Genomic DNA, 24,771 nt, shown 5'->3' on the forward strand with positions numbered 1-24,771 from the left:
GAGATTAATCAATGGTTTGTTATTGGTCAATATTGAATAACAGATTCTTGCGCTTTTTTACGATAAGGGCTTTATATTACTGTTTATGTTTGATTCGTTTTTTTCTATACTCGCTGGTGAGTTTTTTTCTAAACTAATGCTTTTGCTTTTATTTATACTTGTCTGTTTGGCATTTTTTATGCTGATGCATTCTCATCGAAAAAAGGCACTTTTGGAAAATGAAATTGCTGAACGCGCACGTGAGGCACAAATTCAGATGGCTACTTTGCTGAAAACACAAGCTGAAATGCAAGGGCGCATGCAAACGATGGCTGAAATCTTTGGTCAAAGACAGGCTGAGTTGAATAAGTCACTCAGTGAACAACTCAATGGCATGACAGCCAATATCGGTCAAACACTTCAGGTACAGACAAAATCAACGTATGAAAATTTAAATCGTTTGCAAGAGCGTTTAGCAGTCATTGATGCAGCACAAAATAATATTCAATCGCTCACGGGACAAGTTGTGCAACTGCAATCCATTTTAAGCAATAAGCAGACGCGTGGTACCTTTGGTCAGGGGCGGATGGAAGCAATTATTGCCGATGCCTTACCAGCAAATGCTTATGTTTTTCAAGCTGCTCTTTCAAATGGAAAGCGGCCAGATTGTCTCATTCATATGCCAAATAAAGCACCTTCTCTTGTTGTAGATGCTAAATTTCCTCTGGAAGCTTGGAATAGCATGCGTAAAGCAACAACAGCTCAAGAACGTCAAGAGGCAGAACGCCAATTTCGCACCAATATGGAAGTTCATATCCATGATATTGCGCAAAAATATTTAATTCCTGGAGAAACCCATGACACGGCTTTTCTTTTTGTACCATCGGAATCGATTTTTGCAACAATTTATGAGGACTTTGAGCCATTGGTACAAAAAGCCAATAGAGCCCATGTGATCATTGTTTCACCGTCTTTGTTGATGCTCTCTGTCCAAGTTGTACAAACCATTATGAAAGATGCGCGGATGCGTGAACAAGCGCATTTAATTCAATCAGAAGTGGCAAAATTGATGGAAGATTTTGGACGAATGGATACGCGTGTTCGCGCACTACAGAAGCATTTTCACAAAGCAAGTGACGATATAGAGGGAATTTTAATATCATCCTCCAAAATTATGAAACGGGCAAATCGCATTGAAACTGTCGAATTAAAAGAAAATTATTCTGAACCAGCACAAATGACAACATCGGCTCAGTCGCAAACATTGCGTTTGGTTGATGAGGAATAAAGTAAAGCAAGCTTCTCAACGATAACAAGTTAAGATCATGTTCTTTATTGATTGGTAATAATTTTTTAGTATCTCTATCTTGTTTTATTTCTTAAACGAGAGGAATAGGGAATATGCGACACCTTTTGTTTTTAGGGGCACTGGTGTTTCTGCTAGGGGGGTGCGCAACAACCACTCCCATCTACACAAACAATGCTTGCGCTATTTTAGCACAAAAAAATGGTTTTTTTGATAATTGGGGTAGGGCGTCTCAAAGAGCAGAAATGCGCTATGGAATTCCTATGTCGATTATTCTTGCAACCATTAATATGGAATCGAGCTTTCGTCATAATGCACGTCCTCCACGCAAAAAACTCCTTGGTTTTATTCCATGGAAGCGTCGGTCGACAGCTTATGGTTATTCTCAAGCACTTGACAGTACATGGGCAATGTATCTTCGCTCTACAGGAAAGTCTTTTGCATGGCGTACCAATTTTGCAGATGCTGCTGATTTTGTTGCTTGGTATCATCGCCAAACTGTTCAACGCAATGGAGTGAGGTTTGATGATGCCTATAATCTTTATTTAAATTATCATATGGGGCATGGTGCTTATGCGCGTAGTGGTGGATATGTCAGTGCTTCGCTTTCACAGGCAGCACAGCGCATGGCAAGGATATCGAGACTTTATGAACAGCAATTAAAGAGATGTGGATGGCGTTAGGGAGAATTCTGAAAACTTCAATTAGGGAATTGATGGGATAAAATTATTCGAGAACAAAGTTTCTTATGACGTGATAAGACAATGTCGTCTTGCCGATTATCGAATGAAATAAATTGTTATTTTTTTAAAATAAACTCAAGCAATAGAAAGCTTTAACACTACACAATATATTTGAAGATACGCTTGATATTTTTGTTCCCCTTTGTTCAAAGAATTTACATTTCTTCAAAAAAATTACAATGGACACGATCTTCCATTGAACGCTAGCATTTAACTTTGGGGAAAATACTAGAGATTATTGAAGGAAAATTTTAAAATATAATATCATTTTTTATTTTCATTATGTGCATTATTGGCTGATGACGACATGAATATTCTACTTATTAAGCGTATAAAATAGCAATTAAAACAAATGCAATTCGAGAATCATAAAAAAGGTAAAACATTCAATATAAAAAACAAGAAATGCATTAAATTAAAGAACATTGCTTCATAAAATTTTGCTTTGTATAAAGGGGGTGCTACAGTCCTCAAAAGGACTAATGAATAGTCTTTAATACTATATAGTCTTTAATATTAATGAAGTCTGTCCATTCATCTTGCCTGTCCATCTTAATTAAAAAAGTTATTTTGTTGTACGACGCTATCATTTAGGAGGGGTAAGGTACATACAACCTTACATATTAATGAGTATTCATGGCAGGACTTTCCTGTAGCGTGAAGTAACATTGGGAGCTGGAAAAGTGTGTGATAGCATCGCTTTGCTCCTACACCTCAACCTGGCTCATAATATGCCAAGAAAACGATTTTATTGATTCAATATGTGAGAGTTTATAATCAGAGAAGCTTACTCTGTTTGGAATTATTATTTAATGTATAAATAAGTTATCGCGATAAATCAATATGTTATTAAAAAATTAACATATCTCAGGAATTAGCTGGTGAACGCTACTCAAGGGGGATAATTTTTTAAAATTGGTAGAACATTTATAAGGCTAAAAACACTCAAAAAAGTTCTGATTCGCAATAATTGAGAAATATATCCTATTCCCAAGCCGTTATTTAAGTAGCTCGCACCTTTTAAAAAGATATCCATAATCAATATATTATATTTTGCGGAAATTTTGTAGCGGAGGGGAAGTTAAGATTTTGTTTTTTTTACAATGCGTAAGCTAAACAGCTCACTTTTTATTTCTGTACAAAGCATAAAAAACTTCATTTATTTTTCGTTGTTATGAAAGTAAAATTTTACCAATCCAACAAACGATTAAAAGTGCATCATGATAGCGTTAAAACACAAGCAGTGCGCCGTTAGACTTCAAAGTTACAAAGCACATAAACTTTTTTCTCTTGACAGAAGAGCTGGTCCTTTTGGTGGAGCTAAGCGGGATCGAACCGCTGACCTCTTGCATGCCATGCAAGCGCTCTCCCAGCTGAGCTATAGCCCCTATAAAAACAAATTTTTCCCAAAAGAACAGTCTATCATTCCAACTTTTCTAAAACGAGAAAAATTGAAGATCAAGAAAAATTTGCATTCAACGGAAAAGATGCCTTCTTTTAAGCATCGTCATCATTAGAAACGCCGCCTCCAAGAATATCGGTAACGTCATCCTCCTCATCGTCATCATCGTGAGATAAAAATGTATCATCGTCATCACCGAGATCGACATCACTGTCTTCCAAATCAGGAAGATCGTCATCTTTAGAACCGTCATCATCCTCTTCAAGAAGCATAAAAGCAGACTTTTCAAGTGCTGTATCAAGCTCTTCAGTATCCACTTCTTCTTCATTGTTTGCTTCAGCTGCCGCAACCTCAAAATAAGAACGCGGATAAGAAATTCCTGTATAGGGTGACACAATAGGATCGCGATTGAGATCGTAAAACTTTTTTCCTGTTTCTGGATCAACACGTTTCGTTCCAAGTTCTTGTTTTGCCATAAACCGTGCCTCTTTGATTAACTACATTCTATTAAAAGATAAATTTCATGGTGCTTAATCGAAAAATAACGCCTTTGTCAAAGATAAATACACTGTTCCACGTAGATTTTTTCATGACGCCCTTTAAAGCATGTGCTAAAGGATGCATAATTTCATAAAGATTAGATAGAATTTCCATGCAAAAAGCAATCCCTATAACCGCCTATAAATCGAGTAGTCTCTCTGGAAAAATTCGAATACCAGGAGATAAATCAATTTCCCATCGCTCTCTTATATTGGGAGGGTTAGCAAATGGTGAAACATATATCCACGGATTACTTGAAAGCGCTGATGTCCTCAATACGGCTTCTGCTATGCAAGCTATGGGTGCTTGTATAATTAAGAAAGATGACTTCTGGATCATACGAGGAACAGGGAATGGTTGCCTCTTAGCTGCACAAAAACCTTTAGACTTTGGAAACGCTGGAACAGGTGCTCGTTTGGTTATGGGAATGGTTGGCCCCTATCATATGAAAACAACTTTTATTGGTGATGCTTCTCTCTCTAAACGTCCTATGGGACGTATCCTCGACCCCTTACGTCTTATGGGGGTGGAAATTGAGGCTACACACGGTGACCATCTTCCTTTAACGCTTTATGGTCCCAAAATGGCTAATCCGATTCGCTACCATGTTCCAATAGCTTCCTCTCAAGTTAAATCAGCGATTCTCCTTGCTGGACTCAATACCGCCGGCATTACAACGGTTATTGAACCGGTTCTCACACGCGATCATACGGAAAAAATGTTAAAAGCATTCGGTGCTACACTTGAAATAGAAAGAGATAAAGAAGGTGCGCGTTTGATTCATCTTTATGGTCACCCCCATCTTACGGGACAAACGATTCATATTCCGGGTGATCCTTCTTCTGCTGCTTTTCTAATTATCGCAGCTCTTCTTGTAGAAGATTCTGATATCACTATTGAAAATGTTCTGATAAACAATTCTCGAATAGGACTTATCGAAACATTGTGGGAAATGGGCGCTCACATTGAATTTTTGAACCAACGCCAAACAGGTGGAGAGGATGTTGCCGATCTACGGATAAAATCATCAGTTCTTAAAGGTGTTACTGTGCCTAAAGAACGTGCTCCATCGATGATTGATGAATATCCTGCTTTGGCGGTCGCGGCAGCCTTTGCAGAAGGTAAAACCGTTATGCTAGGAATTGAGGAATTACGCGTTAAAGAATCAGATCGACTGTCTGCTGTTGCTCAAGGATTAAAAATTAATTGCGTAGACTGTGAAGAAGGGCAAGATTTTCTTGTTGTTTATGGAAAAGGTTCCGCCAAAGGTTTAGGTGGTGGGTATGTCTCCACACATCTTGATCATCGAATTGCTATGTGCTTTCTCACCTTTGGACTTGTATCAGAAAAACCTGTTACCATTGATGATCAACGAATGATTGCTACGAGCTTTCCAGAATTTATTCCTTTTATAAAACAACTTGGAGGGAAAATTGCTTGAAGCCTTTTGTTATTGCCATTGATGGACCTGCCGCTTCAGGCAAAGGGACCTTAGCACGTAAAATTGCTGCGCATTATCATCTTCATCATTTGGATACAGGGCTTACTTATCGTGGTGTTGCTTATGCGCTTTTACAACACAATTTAGCTCTTGATGATGAAAAAAATGCTATCACTTATGCTAAAGAACTTGATTTTAATACCTTAAATCTTGCTTTTCTTTCTTCTCATGAACTTGGTGAGGCGGCTTCAAAAATAGCGCTTAATCCTACTATACGCAAAATTCTTGTCGAAAAACAACGTAACTTTGCCAAAACTTTACCTGGAAGCGTGCTCGATGGGCGAGATATTGGCACCATCGTTTGTCCTGATGCTGATATCAAGTTTTATATTCTAGCCAATGTTCAAACACGTGCCAAACGTCGTTACCAAGAGATTTTAAAAAAAGGAGGGCAAGCAAATTATCATGAAATACTTAACGATCTTGAACAGCGAGACAGTCGCGATATAACGCGCAAAGAAAGCCCCCTAAAACCAGCCGAAAACGCCCACTTGCTTGATACGTCAGAATTGAGTATAGAAGCAACATTTGCAATTGCATGTAGTTTTATTGATCCAATCATAAAAATGCATATAATTGGATGAATTCGTTAAGGTAACTTCCAGCCTCGCGCTAACTTTTCTTCCTGTATTATAAGGAAAAAGGCTAAGGAGTTGCTCATGTTAACACTAACCTAGCGCTCATACCTTATAATACAAGGTATATATTAGGAGTTCTTATGTCACAATACAATCCCACAACAGCGGATTTTGAAGCCCTTTTAACAGAATCTTTTCAAACCAATGATCTTAATGAAGGATCTGTTGTTAAAGGTCGTGTTATTGCAATCGAAAAAGACATGGCCATTATTGATGCTGGACTTAAAGTCGAAGGACGTATTCCTCTCAAAGAATTTGGAGCTAAAGCAAAAGATGGTTCTTTACAAGTTGGCGATGAAGTTGAGGTTTACATTGAACGCATTGAAAATGCCATGGGTGAAGCTGTTTTATCGCGCGAAAAAGCACGGCGCGAAGAAAGTTGGGTCCGTTTAGAAGAAAAATTCAATGCTGGTGTACGTGTTGAGGGCGTTATCTTTAGCCAAGTAAAAGGTGGCTTTACAGTCGATCTTGATGGTGCTGTTGCTTTTTTACCGCGCAGCCAAGTTGATATTCGTCCTATTCGTGATGTTTCACCTCTCATGCATAATTCACAATCCTTTGAAATTTTGAAGATGGATCGTCGTCGTGGCAATATTGTTGTTTCACGTCGTACTGTCTTAGAAGAAAGTCGCGCTGAGCAACGTTCAGAAATTGTACAAAATCTTGAAGAAAACCAAATCGTTGAAGGTGTGGTGAAAAATATTACAGATTATGGTGCCTTTGTTGATCTTGGTGGGATTGATGGTCTCTTACACGTTACGGATATGGCATGGCGGCGTGTTAACCACCCCTCTGAAGTGCTGACAATTGGTCAAACAATTAAAGTTCAGATTATTCGCATCAATCAAGATACACACCGTATTTCTCTTGGAATGAAACAGCTTGAAAGTGATCCTTGGGAAAGCATCAGTGTCCGCTATCCAATTGGTAAAAAAATTACGGGCGCTGTTACCAACATTACGGATTACGGTGGTTTTGTTGAAATTGAACCAGGAATTGAAGGATTGATCCATGTTTCTGAAATGAGTTGGACAAAGAAAAATGTTCACCCTGGAAAAATTCTATCTACATCACAAGAGGTAGAAGTAGTTGTTCTTGAAATTGATCCTTCTAAACGACGTATTTCTCTTGGCTTAAAGCAAACATTTGAAAATCCATGGGAAGCTTTTGCCAATAAATTTCCTGTCAATTCACAAATTGAGGGAGAGGTTAAAAATAAAACAGAATTTGGTTTGTTTATTGGGCTTGAAGGCGATGTTGATGGTATGGTTCATCTCTCTGATCTTGATTGGAACCGTCCAGGTGAACAAGTCATTGATACTTACAATAAAGGCGACATTGTTAAAGCTGTGGTTTTGGATGTTGACATTGAAAAAGAGCGTATCTCTCTTGGAATTAAGCAGCTTTCCAGCGATAAAGTTGGAGAAGCAGCCGCTTCTGGCGAATTGCGCAAAGGTGCTGTTGTAACCTGTGAAGTTGTTGCTGTTAACGACAATGACATTAATGTGAAATTGATTGACCACAACCTTGAGACAACCATTCGCCGTACTGATCTTGCGCGTGATCGTGATGAACAACGGCCTGAACGTTTTGCAATTGGGCAAAAGGTTGATGCGCGCATCACAGCGTTTGATAAAAAAACACGTAAAATTTCAGTATCAATCAAAGCGTTAGAAATTGCAGAAGAAAAAGAAGCTGTTGCTCAATATGGTTCTAGAGACTCAGGGGCTTCTCTTGGCGATATTCTTGGTGCAGCTTTGAAAAAACAAGAACAAGACTAATCATCAATCATTAAAATTGATGGTGTTATTAAGGTCACTCGTTTTAGGAGTGACCTTTTTATTTTCTGAAGAAATTCTCTCCTTATTTTTTAATGATTGCATTAAAAATTATTATAAATGCTTGCAAATAAAAACAAAAAGTTTGTTTTTTGCCTATCAACGGTTCACTATTCAGATAAAATGCTTACAATTTAAATAAAAAACGATGTAATTAAATAACAACGAGACATTATGGCGTGCACAATACCTTTTATAAAGTACTTTTTCTCTCACAAGAAGGGGAAAGATTATTTTATTAATACGGACTTTCCTCTTCGTGCAATTTATAAAGTACAGGAAGATCTTTATAATCTAGGGCATGATATAGCTTCTGGCAAAGCAATTTTACTTCCTGAATATGAAGGAGTAGAAGATTTTCGCAAGAGATTGAATGAAAATGCTAAACTTATCCTTCATGCCTTTCATACCAGTTATTTTGCTGCTCAAAATGATGAAACGATCGCACCGTCTGCTCAATGGCTCATTGATAATCATTACGTCATTGATAAAACCGTACAACAACTACGCCGTAGCCTTCTCAAGTCCTTCATAAAGCAACTTCCTCTTTCTACACAAAAAGCAGGAATGCCACGCATTTTTACTTTAACTTGGCTTTATATTGCACATACCGATAGCAGCTTCTCACAAGAAACACTTACGGCTATGATTAATGGGTTTCAAGAAGTTTGTGCGCTCACAATTGGTGAATTATGGGCTCTTCCTTCCGTTATGCAAATGCTGCTCATTGAAAATGTTCGTCGTCTTTCAGTGCGTATCGAAAAAGCGCGGCATATGCGCCATCTTGCTAATCAAGTAGCGGATAAAATTTCTCTTGTAGAGAATAAAACAAGTCTAAACTCTCTTTTCACACAGTACAAACCATTCACTGCTGACCCAACTTTTTCAGCGCATTTATTCTATCGCTTACGCAGTGCAACTGTCGATTCAACCGTAGCATTAACTTGGCTTGAAAAGCAATTGGAAAGTCAAGGCAGTAGCTTAGAAAGCGCAACAGCCGATGAACACACTCGACAAGCCGCAGATGGTGTGACCACGGGTAATATTATCCGTGCTCTTAAAGCTATAGATGATATTGATTGGACAGTGTGGTTTGAAACAGTGAGTTGTGTCGATGCTATTTTGCGTAAAAATAATGATTTTTCTGAAATTGATTCTCACTCACGCAGTATTTATCGACAAGTCATTGAAAAAGTAGCACGTTTTTCGCTTCTTAGTGAGCTAGAAGTTTCCCATAAAGCTGTAGAAATGGCAAATTCCACTTTTGAAGATACACCTCATCATTCTTGTGTGGGATGGTATCTTGTCGGTGATGGTCGTGACGCCTTTGAAAAGGCTTGTGGATATACGCCGCCTTCTCTCATAAAATGGGCACGCGCTTTTTATTGCTTAAAACTGAGAGTCATTGCCCTTCCTGTCTCTTTTCTAACACTTGCTCTTTTGCTTGCAGTTTACACCCTTTTACAAATATCTGGTATGACATCATGGATGTCCCTTTGCTTTACTGTATTGGCGATTTTTCCTGCTATGGATGCGGCTTTTGCTCTATTTAATACAGTTATTTCATGGTTTGTTCCATCAAGACAGCTCATTGGTTATGAATATAAAGAAGGTATTCCAAGACATGCGCGTACAATGGTTGTTGTTCCTACTTTGATAACATCACGCGATGATATTGATGCGCAAGTGCACAATCTTGAAGTGAATTATCTTTCCAATCCTAAAGGTGCTATTCATTTTGCACTCATTACAGATTGGGTGGATGCTCCATTAAGAGAAACACAAGATGATCTTGATTTATTGCATTATGCGCAAAGAAGCGTTGATAAACTCAATGGTCGTTATTATCGTGATGAACTTCCTGTTTTTTTCCTTTTACATCGCCGACGTCTTTATAATAGCAGCGAAAAATGTTGGATGGGATGGGAACGAAAGCGGGGAAAACTTCATGAATTCAATCGGTTTTTAAGAGACGATAAAAACACCAGCTTTTATCCTCCCGATCTACCTCTTCCTATGGATTGCCGTTTTGTTATGACGCTGGATGCCGATACACGTCTTACTCCTGAGAGCGTCACAAAACTTGTTGGAAAGCTCAACCATCCACTCAATCATCCCATTTTCGACCCCAAAAGTGGCAAGGTTGTAAAAGGCTATAGCATTTTGCAACCGCGCATTATTCCTTCTCTGACAACAGAAAAAAAAACATCAATTTTCCAACGTGTTTTTTCTACCAACCGTGGTATTGATCCTTATGTTTTTGCTGTTTCTGATACTTATCAAGATCTTTTAGGAGAAGGCACCTTTGTCGGTAAAGGTCTTTATAATATTGATGCATTTGAACAAGCACTTGATGGCAAAGTTAAAGAAAATACTGTTCTTAGTCATGATCTCTTAGAAGGAGGATATGCCCGTACCGCTCTGGTAAGTAGCATCACAGTCATTGAAGATTATCCAACGGCTTATAATATTGATGTTATGCGTTATCATCGCTGGATTCGCGGTGATTGGCAACTTTTGCCTTATCTTTTTTTACCTCATCAAATAAGCTTCGTGACGCGTTGGAAAATGCAGGATAATTTGCGCCGTTCTCTCACTCCATTGATGTGGTTAATCGCAGCATTTGCAGGATGGGCTCTTTTGCCATTAAAGAGTGCAATCGTCTGGCAGATATTTTTGTTGCTTAGCGCCTTCATTGCACCCATTTTATGTGTATTAAAAACGCTTATCTCATACAATATAGATCATTCTTTGCGCGGACATTTTCAATTAATTTGGAATAAAACTGCTCTTACAAGCGCTTATATGTTTCTTAAAGTGACGTTTTTTGCTCATTCGGCGTATTTTATGACCGATGCGATTATTCGTACACTCTATCGTATAACGATTTCAAAACAGCATCTTCTTGAATGGAAAACTTTTTTTGCAACAAAATCAATGCCTAATAGTTTGCCTTTCTACGTGTTTACAATGGCACCAGCATCGCTTATTGGTGCTCTTGCCCTAATACTCCCTCTTTTTTTTGATAGTTTTGCAGGCTTTATTGCTTTGCCTTTTGGGATAGCATGGTTTTTTTCACCTTTCATAGCTTGGGTTGTGAGTCGACCTTCAACATTTCAAGATGGCCTTTATCTTTCTTCAAAAGATGAAAAAATCCTTCGTTCTATTGCACGGCGGACGTGGCTTTATTATGCAACCTTTGTTAATGCACAAAACAACTATTTGCCTCCCGATAATTTTCAAGAAGATCCTGAACCTCTTGTTGCTCAACGTACATCCCCTACGAATATAGGGGTTTATCTTCTTTCTATTATTGCTGCACGTGATTTTGGCTGGATTGGTTTTGAAGAGACCATCACCCGTATTGAATGTACATTACGCTCTCTTGCAAAAATGGAAAAGTTCCATGGTCATCTTTATAATTGGTATGAAACGGATACACTCAGACCTCTTTTGCCTGCTTATGTATCAACTGTTGATTCAGGAAATCTTGCTGGTCATTTGGTAACCCTTTCTTCTGCTTTAAGGGGATGGGCTGAAAAACCGCATCTTCTTTTTCAAAGTGATCGAGAAGGCTTATCGGATGTTCTGACTATTCTTGAAGAAACTGTCAAAGAAATTCCAGATCATCAACCCAGTTTATGTTCCTTACGCCAAAGAATCGAAGAAAATATTGCTCGTTTTCATCACTCTGTCTGTAGTTTTGTAGAACAAAAAAATACGATTCCTTCTCATATCAGGGATCTTTCACGCGCAGCCCATGATATTGTACACTTAGTCGATGAACTCGACCAAAAAATTCAAACGACAGAATCTGCTCGTGCGCTTTCTTGGGTTAAATGCCTTATCGAAACCTGCGACGCTCATCATCTTGATGCAACGACTCATTGTGATACTGAAAAATTATGCAAAAAACTAAACAAGTTGGCTATAGCGGCACGGCAAATAGCTTTTGATATGAAATTTGATTTTTTAGAACAGCCTAAACGGCATCTCTTATCGATAGGATATCGTGTTCAAGAAAACAAACTTGATGAAAATTGTTATGATCTCCTTGCTTCAGAAGCACGTCTTGCAAGCTTCTTTGCCATTGCAAAGGGAGATATAAAACTTAAACATTGGTTTCATCTTGGTCGACTCCTCATCCCCGTAGGTTGGAAAAGTGCGCTCCTATCATGGTCTGGTTCCATGTTCGAATACCTTATGCCATCTCTTGTGATGCATGAACCTTTAGGATCTCTCTTAGATCAAACCAATCGATTAATTATTCGTTGTCAAATACAATATGCCCATACACGGGAATTGCCATGGGGTATTTCAGAGGCCGCATTTAACGCTCGTGATCATTTAATGAATTACCAATATGCTCATTTTGGTGTTCCAAGCCTTGGACTCCAACGGGGTCTTTCACGCAATGCTGTCATTGCTCCCTATGCCAGCTTTCTTGCAGCACAATATGTGCCTCACAAAGCTGTAACCAATTTAAAACGACTCCGTGATCTTGGAGCTTTAGGAACATATGGTTATTATGATTCTATTGATTTTACTCCTTCACGCGTAAAAACAGGGGAAAAATACGCTATTGTACGCAATTATTATGCGCACCATCATGGTATGTCTATCCTTGCTCTTAACAATGTTATTTTTCAGGGGAGAATGCGTGATCGTTTTCATCGTGATCCCATTATTGAAGCAATGCAATTTCTTTTACAAGAGCGCGCTCCCCATCTTATTCCTATTATTCACACCAAAGCTATTAAGCGTATGCGCAATAAATCTCAAGTATTGGATGCTGCTCCTTTACGCATTATTAAAAATCCATTGCTCAAACCACGGGAAACTTTGCTCTTATCAAATGGCTCTTATTCCACCATGCTAACAGCGAATGGTTCTGGCTATAGCCGTTGGCATGATTATGCGATTACACGCTTTATTCCTGATGCAACAGAAGATCAACAAGGGACTTTATTTTTCTTACGTGATACACATAGTGGACGGTGGTGGTCTGTGACCAGTGAACCAACACGCGTTATTGAAGAAGAAGCCGTCAGCATTTTCACAGATGAAAAAGCTGAATATACAAAAATAGTTGATGGGCTCAAATCAACACTTGAATGTCTTATTACATCTGAAGGATGCGGCGAAGGTAGACGTATTCAACTGATGAATACAACAAACAAAGATTGTCTTATTGAAGTTACCTCTTATGGTGAACTAGCGCTCGCAACAATGGATATGGATAGTGCTCATCCTGTTTTTTCGCGGATGTTTATAGAGACAGAAATTGCTGAGGAAGGCAAAACAATTTTTGCCAAAAGGCGCAAACGCTCACCTAACGATCCTGAGATTCATATTGCCCATTTTGTTTCCAGTACAACGGATACTCTTCAAGAGACAGAAGCTGAAACAGATCGTTCATTGTTTATTGGTCGAGGGCGATCCATTTATCGTCCCGCTGCATTTGATCAAAATGCTCGTTTGAGTAACAGTCAGGGTTGTGTTCTTGATCCTATTATGTCATTGCGATGTCGTATAAAAATTCCAGCGCATGGAAAAGCAGAACTTACCTTTTGGACTTTTGCGGCTCATACAAAAGAAGCGCTACGTAATCATATGAAACATTATCGACAACCTGATATGTTTCAAAAAGAACTTTCAATGGCATGGACACGCTCACAAGTTGCACTGTATCAGAGTGGAACCCATCTTAAAGAAGCTATTATCTATCAAAAATATGCAACGCCGCTTATCTATCCTGATCGCACATGGCGTCTTCCTTCTGAAATATTAGCAAAAACGCTTGGAAAACAGTCTGATCTTTGGCCCATGTCCATCTCAGGAGATAATCCACTCTGTCTTCTTAGATTAAATAACGAGGGAAATATAACTGTACTGCATGAACTCCTTAAAGCACACGAATATTGGCGTACGCGTGGCCTTATTGTTGATTTGGTCATTCTCAATGAACAAGCATTTTCTTATATACAAGATACACAACGCGCTCTTGAATGGGTATGCGAATCTTATCGACATCACATGCAAAAAACAGATGAGCGCCAACATATTTTTACACTTCGGCGCGATCAAATAAATGAACAAAGTTTTAAAACGCTTCTTGCATCAGCACGCATTATTCTTGATGCCCAAAATGGCTCTCTATCTGAACAGCTTAAACGAATTGAGGAGAATGATTTTGATTTTTCAATTCGTAAAAATTATCAGGGACCTCATGATCAATTAGACCCCCAAAAATATAACGAGGGAAGGCAAATTATAACACAAACTGAACAGAATCTTTTTGCTTCCATTGGTCTTGCGAGCCAACAAAAACCCTCTTATCCTTTCGTTAATGGAGAAGATCTAAAATATTGGAATGGTTATGGTGGTTTTAATCAGCATAATCATTATGTAGTACGTCTTCATGGACACACCACCACACCGCATCCGTGGATTAACGTCATTGCTCATCATGGGTTTGGTTTTCATGTTTCTGCTGAAGGTGCAATCTTTACTTGGGCTCACAATAGTCGCGATTATCAATTAACCCCTTGGGCGAATGATCCAACGTCTAACCGGCCAGGCGAAGCACTTTATCTGGTCGATCGCCAGTCTTTAAAACGTTTCTCACCTGTTTCTGCTGTAGAATGTGATGAAAATGTTGTTTATGAGGCTTGTCATGGTTTTGGATTCTCAACTTTTAAATCGACACATTCAGAAATCGCATTAGAACTGACCCATACACTCGACCCAGAAAAACCTGTTCGCTTTTCACGTCTTATTCTCACGAATGAAGGGAAAAAACCACGCAGTTTACGCCTTTATAATTATGTTGAGTGGGTTTTAGGAAATGTCCGTACAAAATATGCTCCCTTCATTGTTCCCTCTTATGAGGCTAAAAGAGGGGTACATTTCATTGAAAATCCTTATCACATTGAAAAATCTCAACAAGTTACATTTTTATCAGCATCTAAAATGCCAACCAGCACCACAACCAATCGCAGCGAATTTATCGGTACAACGGGAAGCATAACACATCCAAATGCGATCCGTAGAGCCAGTGCACTTTCCAATACCATTGAAGCAGGATGTGATCCTTGTTCAGCATTTGCCTATGATATTGATCTTCAACCAGGGCAAACAAAAGAAATCATTTTCTATCTTGGCAGTGCTGAAAATAGAAAAGAAGCTGAAAAATTACTCAATCAAGTACGTGCAAGTGACTTTGAAACTTTGCTCAAAAAACAAAAACACTATTGGAGTGATTTTGTTTCCCCACTCCAAGTAAAAACACCGGACCCCTCTTTTGATATTATGGTCAACCATTGGCTTCCTTATCAAGTCTATGCCTGCCGCATTATGGCGCGCGCTGCCTTTTATCAAGCAAGTGGTGCATTTGGTTTCCGTGACCAGTTACAAGATAGTTTGTCTTTGTTATTGCTGAAACCACAATTAGCCCATGAACAATTGTTAAATGCTGCAGCGCACCAATTTCTTGAAGGGGATGTGCAACATTGGTGGTTGCCTGACACAAATGCTGGTGTTCGCACATACATTTCTGATGATATCGTTTGGCTTGCCTATGCAACCGCTCTTTATGTCAATACCATGGGTGATGACGCTTTTCTTGATACGCTCATCCCTTTTATTGAAGGCGATGTTCTCAAAAGTGGGCAACAGGATGCTTATTTTCAACCCACCCAATCCTCAAAGGTCGCAACAGTTTATGAACATTGTGCTTTAGCTCTAGATCTTGCCATTAAACGCTGTGGCCCCCACGGTCTTCCTCTTATTTTAGGGGGCGATTGGAATGATGGCATGAATTTTGTAGGTATTAAAGGAAAAGGCGAAAGCACTTGGTTAGGATGGTTTCTTGGGAGCACACTAAAAGCATTTATTCCTTTGGCCAAAAAACGTGGTGACAACAGCCATATGCAAATATGGAGTACGTACCTTGAACGCTTGAAAAAATCCCTAGAAAAAAACGGTTGGGATGGCGCTTGGTATCGACGTGGTTATTTTGATGATGGAACACCTCTTGGCTCTAAAAGCAATGATGAATGCCAAATTGATACCATTGCTCAATCTTGGGCTGTTATTTCTCAAATGGCACCGCTTGAGCGTCAAAAACAGGCTATGGTCTCAATGCTTGAACATCTCTATGATAAACAAGGAAAACTTCTACGTCTTTTCTGGCCACCTTTTGATAAAAGTACACTCGAGCCCGGTTATATAAAAGGTTATCCCCCTGGCATTCGAGAAAATGGTGGTCAATACACCCATGGCGCTATTTGGAGCATTTTAGCGCTTGCACAAATAGATGAAAGCGATCAAGCTTACCGTTTATTTTCTGCGATTAATCCAATTACCCATGGACAAAATCCTGAAACCTATCGTGTTGAACCTTATGTGATGGCCGCAGATATTTATGCTGTTGAACCACGGTGTGGTCAAGGTGGTTGGACATGGTATACAGGTTCAGCTGGGTGGTTTTATCATGCTGCAACACAAGCTATCCTTGGAATAAAGCGCCAAGGAGATCGATTGTTTTTACATCCACACTTGCCTTCCTTCTGGCCCGAATATGAAGCAAAAATGAAATTTTATGAAGCTGTTTATATTCTTAAAGTAAAATGGGGATCTGAAAATATATTCAGAGTTAATGGAAAAGAATATGCTCATGTTCAAACAGGAATAAAGTTAGAAAAAACCGGAAAACATGAAATCATACGCATACTTAAATCCTCAAAATAGAAAAACTCAAGGGCTTTTTTATTCTTGCTCAAAATCTTAGAGTTGTTATAGTTCCTCTCATTCCTATATGGACCTTGTTGGAGCACAATAATTTTAAATTCTATGAGATTGAAAGAAAGAGGATTATGAATCATCCAGACATCGCAAGGCGTGTTTATAATCATACCTGGAAACTTGATCCCATTATTCGTTCACTTCTTGATACGGATTTTTATAAGCTTCTTATGGTACAGATGATTTGGGGGCTTTATCCCACTGTCAATGTTACTTTTTCCCTCATAAACCGTACAAAAACAATACGTCTTGCCGATGATATTGATGAGAGTGAATTGCGAGCTCAACTTGATCACGCTCTTAGTCTGCGTTTTACGAAAAAAGAAATGATCTGGCTTGCTGGTAATACATTTTATGGACGCAAACAAATTTTTGAACCGGATTTTCTTCAGTGGCTTGAGAATTTTCAACTCCCAGAATACGAGCTCGCCCGCAAAGATGGCCAATATATTCTCCACTTTCATGGATCATGGGCTCATAGCTCTATGTGGGAAATTCCAGCCCTTGCTATCATCAGTGAATTACGTTCACGCGCTGCACTCAAAAAACTAGACCGCTTTGCTCTTGATGTACTTTATGCACGTGCTAAAGCAAAAATGTGGCGTAAAGTTGAACGCCTTAAAAAATTGCCTGATATTAAAATATCCGACTTTGGGACAAGACGCCGCCATTCTTTTTTATGGCAGCGTTGGTGTGTTGAAGCTTTAAAAGAAGGCATTGGTGATTCTTTTACGGGAACTTCTAATGTCCTTCTCGCCATGGATACAGATTTAGAGGCTCTTGGAACCAATGCGCATGAATTGCCTATGGTCATTGCTGCTCTCAGCAACAACGATGATGAATTACGCAGAGCTCCGTATCAAGTTTTGCAAGATTGGAACCGTTATTATGGTGGAAATCTTCTCATTGTTTTACCTGATACCTTTGGTACAGAAGCATTTTTATGTGATGCCCCAGATTGGGTAGCAGATTGGACGGGCTTTAGACCGGATAGTGCCCCCCCTATAGAAGGTGGAGAGCGTATTATTCAGTGGTGGAAAGAAAAAGGACAAGATCCACGTGAAAAACTTTTAATTTTTTCTGATGCACTTGATGTCGATACAATTGAAAAAACCTATCATCATTTCCATGGGAAAGTGCGCATGAGTTTTGGATGGGGCACGGATCTTACCAATGACTTTACAGGCTGTGCCCCTCAAGAAATCGCAACCCTTGATGCTCTTTCTCTTGTTTGTAAGGTGACCCATGCCAATGGTCGACCAGCCGTAAAACTTTCAGATAATCCTGAGAAGACGATCGGTGATTCAAAAGAAGTGCAACGTTATCTCAATTTTTTTGGCAATAAAAAGCGCGTTGCTAGACCTGTCAAGATGTAGTTTTCAGCTCTTTAAACGGATATATTGATTCATTATATTGTTTATAAGGTTAACCTTTTTACCCACCCTAAGGACGAGGATTCTTAACCCTTGCAGGTCTGTAAATAGTTCTGTTTTTTGTTGAGCGGATTCCATTTGGCTTCTCACACGTGCGGTTTACCTACATAAAGCTCGATAAGCAAAACTTAAAAAATATGCACGATGCACTCAAAAAAAATTACCTACTAAGAAATTTTAGTTAAGGAAGCTTATATGCTTTATATCATTGTTATAGATAAAAGTATTTTATGGTATAATGGGATACTATCATGATGCATGTTGGGTGAGAATTCTCGAATCTCATGAAAAAACAGAATGCTATAATATGTTTATTTCGAATAAGTTTTATGCAAAGTCAGAAAATTTATTCACACGCATATCATAAGAATACAATGTTTTCATCCAGAGATATGAAAACAAACGAAATATCTTGTTAGAAAAAAGATATAATATCAATGTGTTTTTCAGTAGAGATGTATATAGAAATTTGTACAAGCAAGCTTTACAAAAATAAAATCTCTTCATGAAGGTGATTTATCATTGTTTACAAAGCAACTTTTTATGAGTTTTAAAAGGGCTTTGTGCATAATTTTCTTTGCTCATAAAAATTATTTCACAAGTATATCATTAATCAATTGCTTTTAAAAAAGCTTGTTATTTCATATGCGTTTTGAATAGGGATATGTTATATCTAAAACTTAAGGGGAAAGATTCTCTCATCATTCTAACAAATAAGGCAAAGCTAAAAAGAGCATCTCATAAAGTTTTTTATGTCATTATGAAGATGGACGTGTCACGATATAAACAGCAATCAACAATAATATAACGGCAACGAGTAAAAAAATCCATAAAGGAGGGTGTACCATCACGAAAAAGGATAATCCTCCCCCTGTCATACTTATTACTGCAAAAATTTTAACAAATGGAGAGATAGCTCTTCTTTCTTCCCATTGTTTAAGAGGGGGACCGAAAATACGATGATTATTCAGCCACTGATGAAAACGTGGAGAAGAGCGTGTAAAACACCATGAGGCAATCAACAAAAAAGGCATCGTCGGCATAATAGGTAATACCACACCGATAATACCTAATATAACCATTGCCCAACCTGCTATATAATAGCAGAGGCGCAAAGGGTGTGATATCTTGAAATATTTCTTCATTCTCTCGTATTATTTTCTTCCACGTAAAATTTTACGCAAAAATTATATCTGTTTCATTGTTTATATGTTTGAGTGGATAATTCCTCTCCATCATTTCCCCTTGCCACTATTTCTATGTGCCACACATTTCTATGTGTAAGTATCTTTGACTTTCATAAGTTCCCTCAAGAGATAAACCAGCTTTGCAATATGATAATTATTTTAAATGGTTTCAAGAAATAAGAAGAAATTTTAGAAAAGCAAAAAAATAAAAAGGCTGCAGAATAAATCAATGCAGCCTCTTAATTAAGAATGCAGCATTGGGGGGGAGAAAATGTGCTGCACTCATTTGCTAGACATTAGGAGGAAAAATAACCTAGCGATTCAACATCTAATTAAAATAAGCATGAAAAACAATATATAAAAATGCATTGCTGATATGCATGAATTTGATCACCATCAAGTTTCTTGAACTGTATTTTGACGAAAGAAAGTTATCATGAAAATGGCAATAAAAATCAACGTCAAGATTAACACAATTGTGGAAGCAGAATCAGAGCCGATAAATAGGCTAAGATAAATTCCTAAAAAACCAGAAAAAGCTGCAATAAGTATCGCGATCATTAACATAAAAGAAAACCGTTTTGTGACAAGATAGGCAATTGCTCCTGGTGCTATCAGTAAAGAAATAACAAGCACAATTCCAACCGCTTTCAAAGCTGCAACAATTGTAAGAGAAATCATTGTGAGAAGGGTATAGTGGAGCAGTGGTATTCGCAATCCCATTGCACGACCTTGTACTGAATCAAAAATATACAGCATAAAATCGCGCCATTTTGCCCCTAAAATGAAAGTAACAATGGCAGAAATGACCGCTGTCTGCGTAATATCAAGCCAATTAACGCCCAACAGGTTACCAAATAGAATATGATTTAAGTCTAAGCTACTATAGATAGATGTTGCCAAAACAAGCCCTAAACCAAACATCGATGAAAAGACAACACCCATCACTGTATCCTGTTTGATACGACTGTTACTTCCCAAAAAACCTGTTGTAAGTGCACAAACCATACCCGCAACAAAAGCACCACAAGTAATCAAAGTCATTGTAATATTCTCTGGGCGCATATGCTGGAGCCAAGCAAATGGCAAAGAAGTTAAAAGTGCTATCACCCACGGTGTTGTCATATAACCAACAACAACACCTGGAAAAACTGCATGGGAAATGGCATCACCTAACAGTGCCCATCCTTTCAAAATAAGAAAACAGGAAAGCATTGCCATTGGAATAGAAAGGATCGTAACAATAAGCATGCCTTTCAGCATAAAAGAAAACTGGAAAGGAAGGAGCAATTGATCAATCATGATAACACCACACCTTTTTTTGCTGCATTTATCCGTAAACGTGCGGCAATATATCCGTGTTTAGGAGCAAAAATAAAAGCTAACATAAATAAGAATGCTTGAAAAAGTACGACAACCCCGCCCGTTTGTGCATTCAGAAAATAACTCATATAAACACCCAATACGCTTGTGAGTGTTCCAATTATAACTGCAATAACCAAGATATTTACAAAACGGTCACTTAAAAGATAAGCAGTTGCCCCAGGCGTCACAACCAAACAAATAACTAAAAATGCTCCAACCGTTTGCATTGCCGCAACAGTACAAGCAGCAAGCAGTGTGAAGAAGAGAATTTTTAAAAATTTTACATTCAATCCAATGGCACGAGCGTGTGTTTCATCAAATAAAGAAACAAGGAGATCTTTCCATTTCAAAAGCAATATAAATAAAGAAAAAAAACCAATAAAAGCCAATTGGATAATATCTGATGAACTAACGGCTAAAATATTTCCTAAAACAATTGTATCAATATTAACAGCCATTGGTTTTAATGATTTGAGAAATAATCCAAAAGCAAAAAAGGAAGAAAAAATGAGACCAATAATGGTATCTTCTTTCAGTTTTGTCCGCTGATTAAAAAACAGCATTGCTGCTGCAGCAAGACCACCAGAAAAAAAAGCGCCAAGTGAAAAAGGTAACCCTAAAAGATAAGCTCCTGCGACACCAGGAACAATTGAATGGGATAGCGCATCACCAATCAATGACCAACCTTTTAACATCAAAAAAGCTGAAAGAAAGGCACAAACACACCCAACTAATCCAGAAACCCACATTGCATTCACCATATATTGATAGCTCAGTGGTTCAAGCAACCAAGAAATCATGCAACGTGCCCCACTCTTTCAATATTTTCGCAAACTGCAGACTGTTTTCTCCCCATGAAAACATCATTTTTTTTCGTACCTTGAAGATCAAAAATATGGTGATGCAAAGAGCCTCCGAAAGTTTTTTCCAGATTTTCCTTTGTAAAGATTTTTTCTGTTAACCCAGAAGCTAAAACGGTTCCTTTTATTAAAACTGTATGATCACAAAATTCCGGAACAGAGCCTAAATTGTGGGTAGAGACCAAAATTACTGCTCCTTCTTTACGAAGATCTTGTAACAAAGCAATGATTTTATCTTCTGTTGTAACATCAACCCCTGTAAACGGCTCATCTAATAAAATAGCTTTTGCTTTCTGTGCCAGAGCACGCGCTAGAAAAACGCGCTTTTTCTGTCCACCAGAAAGTTCTCCAATCTGGCGTTTGGCAAAAGGCAACATATCAACGCGTTCCAAGGCGACACGAACAGCTTCATAATCTCGTGCGCTGGCATAGCGAAAGAAATTCATATGACCGTACCGCCCCATCAAGACAACATCTTCAACCAGAACAGGAAAGTTCCAATCCACATCTTCACTTTGAGGGACATAAGCAATAAGGTTTTTTTTCAAAGCTATATCAACGGGCAAATCAAACATGCGAATTTTTCCCTTTGAGGGGCGTACAAATCCCATAATTGCTTTAAATAATGTTGATTTACCGGATCCATTAACGCCAACCAATGCTGTAATAGAACCCTTTGGACTTTCAAAATTTACTTCACGTAAAGCTGTGTGTCCATTACGATAAGTTACCGTTACTCCTTGGGCAAATATTCCACATTCCTTCATTGGTTTTTTACTCCCTCTAACAAGGCTTTGCTAATACGACCACTCGTGACACGTAATAAGTCAATATAAGTGGGGACCTCACCATTTTTTTCACTGAGAGAATCGACATAGAGAACACCACCGTATTTAGCTCCTGTTTCTCTTGCGACTTGTTTAGCAGGTGCTGGAGAAATTGTGCTTTCAGAAAAAACTGCATGGATATTGTATTTGCGAACCATATCAACAACATGCTTAACCTGTTGTGGTGTTCCTTGCTGGTCAGCATTGATTGGCCATAAATAAAGTTCTTTCAGATCAAAATCACGTGCCAAATAACTAAATGCACCTTCACTCGTTACAAGCCAACGCTTATCTTGAGGAACTGCTTGCAATTCCGCTCTGATTGGATCAATCGTTGCGCGAATCTTCTGTTTATAAATTTCAGCATTTTCTTTATAAACAGCAGCATGTTCAGGATCGTACTTTACAAAAGCATCACGAATATTATCAACGTAAATTAGAGCAGAAGTCGGTGACATCCATGCATGGGGATTGGGTTTACCACTAAAGGGCCCTTCACCAATGGTAATTGGTACAACACCTTCTGAAACAACAACACTTGGAATATCCTTGATATTTTGAAAAAATTTTTCAAACCAAAGTTCTAATTCTAACCCATTCCACAAGATAAGATTTGCGCCTTGTGCACGCATGAGATCACGAGGGGTGGGTTGATATTCGTGAATTTCAGCACCTGGTTTTGTGATAGATTCAACATCAGCGGCATCACCCGCTACATTGCGCGCCATATCAGCAATAATGGTGAATGTTGTAACAGCTTTAAATTTACCAGCACATACCGCTAAATCGGGAGTAAAAAAGATAAGACTTCCCAGAATTAGAGTAAAAATTCTCTTTATATTCATTAATTTTCTCTTTGTTTTATTGCGAATGATTTGCATTATCATTTAGCAATAACAGTTATCTTTTGCATTTGCAATGAGGGATTTTTACAAAAATTAACTTTTCAAGCCCTTTAAAAACAATTCTCTCTCGCCTTGAAAATTCATCTTGAAAAACCGGATGATTTTAAAGAGAAATTGCTTTGTTGTTTTGCAAAGCTTTTAAAAAGCTGAGATATGTTTCTCATTCTTTACTGGTAAGCTTATGTTTTATGACACTTATTTATCTCATAAAGCTTGTGTCTTTTTTGTTGCTGATCAATCAACCGCTAATCACAATGATAACATATTAATTTATAAGGATAATATATTATTTTATTAAGTTAACGACCCCAATATCATAGTTTTTTTGATTTTAAACCCTTTTATGATGAATCAGTGACTACTTTTTACATATCCATTCCAAGCAGAGTGAGCCTGTGAACAAAAACGATAAAAAGGAATAAAAATCCTCCTCATGACTTCTCTCAAAGACAAGGACTTGTCGGCTACATGGAAGCTAAAAAGAGAAAGTATAACGGAGCTAATTTGCCCTTTACGAAGCATAAAGAGGATAATTCAGAAAAAAGCTTAAATCATACCATTCACAGATGCTGTCGTAAAATAAACTGAGAAGCACTGGGATATGTTTCTTAAAATAAATACACATTTGAAAGATATTACATTTAAAAGCTTTATAAGAAATTTTCGCTTTTATCTGCTAAAATGGAGAAAAAATATTACAGTCTTTTGGGTTTATCTTTTTAAACGCAAACGTAGCCTCTTTAAAAAAAATATGAAGATGCAAACTAAAAACCGATTTTCGATTATCTTCCCTTTTTAATTTGTCTTTACGTAAAATGAGTTTTAAAAACCCAAAAGGTTTTAGTATGTTACTGGTGGTTCTAAGAGATCAGGCTCGTCAAGTTATTTACAGCCATTATGCAATTTGTGCACTTTTCAAAAGCATCTCAAGCAATGTCTTTGAATTCATGGAATGCATATTGCCCCATGTTTTTACTCTCATTTTCCAATGAGATCACATCTCTCATAAAAAACAGAATGCTCAAAACAGAGACTTATCATATCATTCATGTACTTGTTTTAACAAACATCTTATATTCATTTCATGGCAATACCTGTAAGGCACATACCCCAAAGGAGGTGAAATCCATGGGGCATCATCGTTGGCTTTACAAAATGCGGTACCATTTTTATTTTTTCAATTCCAGTGTTGCATAATCAATTTCTCATATTGCGACAGGCTTTGGCATTTGAGAGCCTGTATAAAGAGCATTTTTACTCCTTTTTTATGGTTTCTATATAACCACTCCACTTTAAGGTATGAAAATAAAAGATTTTGATTTATTCAAAGAGGAGTTGAAATGATAAGTCCTATAATATTACAGATTTTATTTAAAAATTATCCTTATAAATGAATGGATTGTAGTAAAATTTTCTTTCAAGAGAATTCTATAGATCTCAAA

General features: G+C 38.0%; 13 protein-coding genes and 1 tRNA gene. 7 read left to right on the plus strand and 7 right to left on the minus strand.

Annotation, left to right across the window (positions count from 1 at the left end):
* Positions 1-85: 85 nt before the first annotated feature.
* Positions 86-1,267, plus strand: coding sequence for a DNA recombination protein RmuC (locus BTR_RS00455; protein ID WP_012230396.1), 1,182 nt, complete (start codon positions 86-88; stop codon positions 1,265-1,267).
* Positions 1,268-1,380: 113 nt separating this feature from the next.
* The gene (locus BTR_RS00460; protein WP_012230398.1) at positions 1,381-1,968 is read left to right on the plus strand and encodes a transglycosylase SLT domain-containing protein; all 588 of its coding nucleotides are present in this window, start codon (positions 1,381-1,383) and stop codon (positions 1,966-1,968) included.
* Between the two features lie 1,372 nt (positions 1,969-3,340).
* On the opposite strand, the gene BTR_RS00465 is transcribed toward BTR_RS00460, so the two are convergent.
* Positions 3,341-3,416 (minus strand) — tRNA-Ala (locus tag BTR_RS00465).
* A 109-nt stretch (positions 3,417-3,525) separates the two neighbouring features.
* Entirely contained in the window at positions 3,526-3,906 is a 381-nt protein-coding gene (locus BTR_RS00470; protein WP_012230400.1) for a TIGR02300 family protein, read from the minus strand.
* A gap of 176 nt (positions 3,907-4,082) precedes the next feature.
* Between BTR_RS00470 and aroA the strand changes: the two genes are divergently transcribed.
* The 5 genes from aroA (at position 4,083) to pncB (ending at position 18,128) form a co-directional block, all read left to right on the plus strand.
* Entirely contained in the window at positions 4,083-5,411 is a 1,329-nt protein-coding gene (gene aroA, locus BTR_RS00475) for a 3-phosphoshikimate 1-carboxyvinyltransferase (protein WP_012230402.1), read from the plus strand.
* Positions 5,408-6,055, plus strand: a complete 648-nt coding sequence (gene cmk, locus BTR_RS00480) for a (d)CMP kinase (RefSeq protein WP_012230404.1) — start codon at positions 5,408-5,410, stop codon at positions 6,053-6,055. Before aroA ends, cmk begins: the two co-directional genes overlap by 4 nt.
* Before the next feature lie 134 nt (positions 6,056-6,189).
* Positions 6,190-7,890, plus strand: coding sequence for a 30S ribosomal protein S1 (gene rpsA, locus BTR_RS00485; RefSeq protein ID WP_012230405.1), 1,701 nt, complete (start codon positions 6,190-6,192; stop codon positions 7,888-7,890).
* Between the two features lie 231 nt (positions 7,891-8,121).
* Entirely contained in the window at positions 8,122-16,698 is an 8,577-nt protein-coding gene (locus BTR_RS00490) for a glycoside hydrolase family 94 protein (protein ID WP_012230406.1), read from the plus strand.
* Positions 16,699-16,823: 125 nt separating this feature from the next.
* A complete protein-coding gene (gene pncB, locus BTR_RS00495) occupies positions 16,824-18,128 on the plus strand; it encodes a nicotinate phosphoribosyltransferase (RefSeq protein WP_012230407.1) in 1,305 nt (434 codons plus the stop codon).
* Between the two features lie 815 nt (positions 18,129-18,943).
* Here pncB and BTR_RS00500 read toward each other — a convergent pair.
* The 5 genes from BTR_RS00500 to BTR_RS00520 form a co-directional block, all read right to left on the minus strand.
* Positions 18,944-19,330: a YbaN family protein gene (locus tag BTR_RS00500; protein WP_012230408.1), complete on the minus strand. Its 387-nt coding sequence runs from the start codon at positions 19,328-19,330 to the stop codon at positions 18,944-18,946.
* A gap of 438 nt (positions 19,331-19,768) precedes the next feature.
* Positions 19,769-20,674 carry a metal ABC transporter permease gene (locus BTR_RS00505; protein WP_012230410.1) on the minus strand — a complete coding sequence of 302 codons (906 nt, stop codon included), beginning with the start codon at positions 20,672-20,674 and terminating at the stop codon, positions 19,769-19,771.
* Complete coding sequence (locus tag BTR_RS00510) at positions 20,671-21,537, minus strand: metal ABC transporter permease (RefSeq protein WP_012230412.1); 867 nt, start codon at positions 21,535-21,537, stop codon at positions 20,671-20,673. The genes BTR_RS00505 and BTR_RS00510 overlap by 4 nt, the downstream gene beginning before the upstream one ends.
* Positions 21,534-22,364 carry a manganese/iron ABC transporter ATP-binding protein gene (locus BTR_RS00515; protein ID WP_012230414.1) on the minus strand — a complete coding sequence of 277 codons (831 nt, stop codon included), beginning with the start codon at positions 22,362-22,364 and terminating at the stop codon, positions 21,534-21,536. Before BTR_RS00515 ends, BTR_RS00510 begins: the two co-directional genes overlap by 4 nt.
* On the minus strand, positions 22,361-23,269 hold the full coding sequence (locus BTR_RS00520) for a metal ABC transporter substrate-binding protein (protein WP_012230416.1): 909 nt from the start codon (positions 23,267-23,269) through the stop codon (positions 22,361-22,363). Before BTR_RS00520 ends, BTR_RS00515 begins: the two co-directional genes overlap by 4 nt.
* Positions 23,270-24,771: the final 1,502 nt, after the last annotated feature.

This window comes from Bartonella tribocorum CIP 105476, assembly GCF_000196435.1.
GTDB lineage: Bacteria > Pseudomonadota > Alphaproteobacteria > Rhizobiales > Rhizobiaceae > Bartonella > Bartonella tribocorum.